4 protein-coding genes are annotated in these 3,704 nt (G+C 41.6%); 2 read left to right on the plus strand and 2 right to left on the minus strand.

Features of this window, described 5'->3' with window-relative positions; translation table 11 throughout:
• Positions 1 to 35: 35 nt before the first annotated feature.
• Positions 36 to 1,529 carry an ATP-binding protein gene (locus CXF78_RS14510; protein ID WP_180957154.1) on the minus strand — a complete coding sequence of 498 codons (1,494 nt, stop codon included), beginning with the start codon at positions 1,527 to 1,529 and terminating at the stop codon, positions 36 to 38.
• A 136-nt stretch (positions 1,530 to 1,665) separates the two neighbouring features.
• Between CXF78_RS14510 and CXF78_RS14515 the strand changes: the two genes are divergently transcribed.
• Positions 1,666 to 1,929 (plus strand): hypothetical protein, encoded by a 264-nt coding sequence (locus CXF78_RS14515; protein WP_102037204.1) that lies wholly within the window; start codon positions 1,666 to 1,668, stop codon positions 1,927 to 1,929.
• Positions 1,930 to 1,992: 63 nt separating this feature from the next.
• Entirely contained in the window at positions 1,993 to 2,355 is a 363-nt protein-coding gene (locus CXF78_RS14520; RefSeq protein ID WP_102037205.1) for a hypothetical protein, read from the plus strand.
• A 66-nt stretch (positions 2,356 to 2,421) separates the two neighbouring features.
• Here CXF78_RS14520 and CXF78_RS14525 read toward each other — a convergent pair.
• Positions 2,422 to 3,704 (minus strand): putative bifunctional diguanylate cyclase/phosphodiesterase (locus CXF78_RS14525; RefSeq protein ID WP_145991461.1); only part of this gene is annotated, 1,283 nt, incomplete at its 5' end.

The following is a 3,704-nucleotide window of genomic DNA, read 5'->3' on the forward strand; positions in this document are numbered from 1 at the left end:
GGTCAATGGTTGTTGATGAACATGTCCACTCATAGTCATTCCCTGTGCATAGGTAATTGTACTTCAATACAAAGCCCACCCAATGGTGATGGGATGGCCTTAATGGTGCCATCATGCGCTTCGACAATATTCTTACAGATGGTTAAACCAAGACCAGCACCACTACCACGACGTGTGCGGGCACTGTCTTGACGGTATAATGGCTCAAACAAGTGTTCACACTCTTCAATGCTGGCACTGGGCTTAGTATCATTGATGGTTAATATTACTGTTTTAGCTTGTTGTGATAATCTTACATCGATTACCCCAGGACTGTCTGTGTAAGCCATAGAATTCATTAGCAAATTAATAAATAGCTGTTCAAGACGAAGTACATCGGCAGATAAATACACCTCAGGCTGGAACTGACTTTGTAGTGTTAGGCCTTTCTCTTCTAGGCTGGTAGCCATACTATTAAGCGTGCTCTGTAATGACTCACTGACGTTCACTCGTTGGAAATGATAACGTAAGCCACCAACATCAGATAAAGACAGTTCATACAAATCATCGACTAAGTGCTTCATACGCAGCACTTCTTGTTCAAGCGAGTTAAGCTGAGTGCTATCGAACGTTCTGATCCCTGCTTTAATCGCATCAATCTCACCACATAAAATACTCAATGGCGTGCGCAGTTCATGAGAAATATCAGCTAACCAACGATTTTTAGCACTGCGGTTTTTCGATAGCGTCATGGCGAGATGATCAATATTGGCCATTAATTGCCCCAACTCATCTGCACGCTGAGGTGATAAACGTTCATCATAATTACCTTGAGATAAATACGATACACCCAGCATAACTTGTTTGACTGGGATCAGTAGAAAACGTGATAACCACCAAGCAATTGCACTTGCAAGCAGTAAACACAATAAACCGATCCCGACACTGGTCCAGCGTTGTTGCTGTGAAAAGGCCGTAGCGGAAGAAGATTCAACTTCACGAATAGGGCTACTGTATAAATAGCCCACAATATGATCATTGAATAACAAGGTTAAGCTAATCCGATTATCCACATTGCCAATATCAACGCCGCTAATAAACTGTTGTTCAGCAGAATATAACCCCGTCGGTGGACCAGAAGGTGGTGAAAATGGTGGCCGTTGCCTTGGAGGACCTAAACGTCGATCAGGTCCCATTGGAGGCCGATTATCACCTGCAGGTCTTGGCGGTCTTGCGTCGCCGGGTCTATTTCTTTTTGGAAATGGAGCGTGAAGCGAAATGACTTGTGTTAATGTTGTTTGATTAATCGATTGCCACACTCGTGTAGATTGTTGATCTGTCATTACTGATGGAGCGGTTTGCGCTTCAGGATTAGCCGCATAAAGTGTCAACAGCTCATCCGATAAATGCTGTAAACGCTCTTGTTCTAATCCGTTGATATAGTCTAAAAAACCTTGGTCAAAACTCCACCTCGCTAACGATAACGTGGCGATAAGTACAATACTGGTAAGGCCAACGAAGGCCAAGAAAAGCTTTTGAGATATTTGCATAAAATACATTATAACCAGCTATATAAGCACAAACTAGTCGCGATAAATAACTGATAAAAATCTCCTCAAATTCTGCACAATTACTCCACATTGTTAGGTTATATTGACTTTAGTTACCTAACCAAGGAGTGTCACTATGACCCTGAAGCCAATCTATATTGGTGTACTTAGCTTTATGTTATTTGCATCTTTCGCTGCTAATGCTAATCCTCATAATAGAAAACCACCTAAAGAAGCTGTTGAAGCCTGTGCTAACAGTGCTGAAAATGATCAGGTTAGTTTTGACACTCCGCGTGGCGACACCCTTGAAGCAACTTGCCAAATTATCGATGGCGAGCTTGTTGCTGTACCTGCTAATGGTCCTGATGATATGAAACAACCACCAAAACAACGTAATTAACAATCCTATGTTGCTAGGTAGTTTCATCAAAAATTGATTACAGAGAATACCAAAGGAGTATATATGCAAGTGACTAGTGGTAACACTGCGATGCAAATGACATCGACAGAGAGCACACAAAGACCTCCACGTCCTGATGGACCACCGCCACCAAAAGGCGGAGTCCCACCAGGGTTAGATACTGCGGTATCGACATTGTCTGATGATCAACAGCAATTAACCACAGACATGTTGTCATCATTAACCGACGAGCAGCAAGAGTCTTTGAAATCTATGTTAGATGAATTAAAACCACTAACGGAAGGTTTATCTGACGAGGACATCGGCAGTATTTTCTTTGAGGCATTGAGCAGTATTTATAATGGTGATGATACCGAAACGGCCAACGGTAATTCAACATCTGTGAACGTAGACATTTACGCTTAATACAGTACTCAAAATGGCAATGGTGATATTAAAGCAGCTTACATATTGTGTAAGCTGCCTTTTTGCTTACTTTACTTTAATCTCATTGACTATGTTATTGTTATTACGGAACATCGGTAAAAACTCATTAAGCTCGTCTGGCAATCGCGGTTTGCTGTACAAATACCCTTGAACCAAATCACAACCATTGAGCCGCAGAAAATCTGCTTGATCGACGGTTTCAACACCTTCAGCAATAATCTGCAAATTCAATGCATGTCCCAATGCAATAACCGCTTTCGCAATCGCTGTATTATTCACATCATGAGGAATATCACGGACAAAAGATTGATCGATTTTCAACTTATCAATCGGTAACTTTTTGAGATAATTGAGAGATGAGTACCCTGTACCAAAATCGTCAATACTCAAGGCAATGCCCATGGCGCCAAGCAATTTCAAATCACGAATAATCGCGTCTGGATCATTCATCATGCAAGACTCGGTGACTTCTAATTCCAAATGTTTGGCTGGTAATCCGGTTTCCAATAAAATCGAGCGCACTTTATCGACAAAATCATTTCTTTGCAGCTGTAAGCTGGCCACATTGACCGAAATACGTTCAAACATTTTACCTTGAGTTAGCCATTCCACCCCTTGTAAACAAGCGGCCTTTAAAACCCATAAACCAATATCCCAAATCAAACCAATCTTCTCTGCTAATGGAATAAACTCTGCAGGAGAGATATTGCCGTAGACAGGATCTGACCAACGAATTAACGCTTCAAAGCCACTTGGTGATAAATCAGACAGTTTCAACTTAGGCTGATAAACGAGATAAAAATCTTCATTAACCAATGCTTGATGTAATGCATTTTGCAGCTTTAATTGTGCTACAGCTTGCTTGGTCATCGACTCGGTATAAAAGGCATAATTATTTCGCCCATCTAACTTGGCACGATGCATAGCCGCGTCGGCATTTCGTAATAAGCTGTCGTGATCATCACCATCACTTGGGTATATCGCCACTCCCATGCTGGCGGTAAGACGCACTGATTGGGTATTATCCAATATAAATGGGCGTTCAAATACACTGCGAATACGGTCAACCGATGACGTTACAGAATCAGTTCCCATTATGCTCGGCAACATGACCACAAACTCATCACCACTTAAACGTGCTAATACGTCAAAATCAGATAAAGCGTAAGATAAGCGTTTAGCCAATTCAACGAGAATTTCGTCGCCAATAACATGGCCTAAACTGTCGTTAATGTGCTTAAAGAAATCGATATCTAAGAACACAATAGCCAGCTGCTTTTTAGCCCGATGAGAGTGGTTCACCTCTTGCTCTAACAGTGACATAAATT

The organism is Shewanella sp. 11B5 (assembly GCF_002836795.1).
In the GTDB taxonomy this organism is placed as follows: Bacteria; Pseudomonadota; Gammaproteobacteria; order Enterobacterales; family Shewanellaceae; genus Shewanella; species Shewanella frigidimarina.

Coding starts and splice junctions, on each gene's coding strand:
- CXF78_RS14520 (WP_102037205.1), top strand. CDS start 1,993: ATGCAAGTGACTAGTGGTAACACTGCGATGCAAATGACATCGACAGAG.
- CXF78_RS14515 (WP_102037204.1), top strand. CDS start 1,666: ATGACCCTGAAGCCAATCTATATTGGTGTACTTAGCTTTATGTTATTT.
- CXF78_RS14510 (WP_180957154.1), bottom strand. CDS start 1,529: ATGCAAATATCTCAAAAGCTTTTCTTGGCCTTCGTTGGCCTTACCAGT.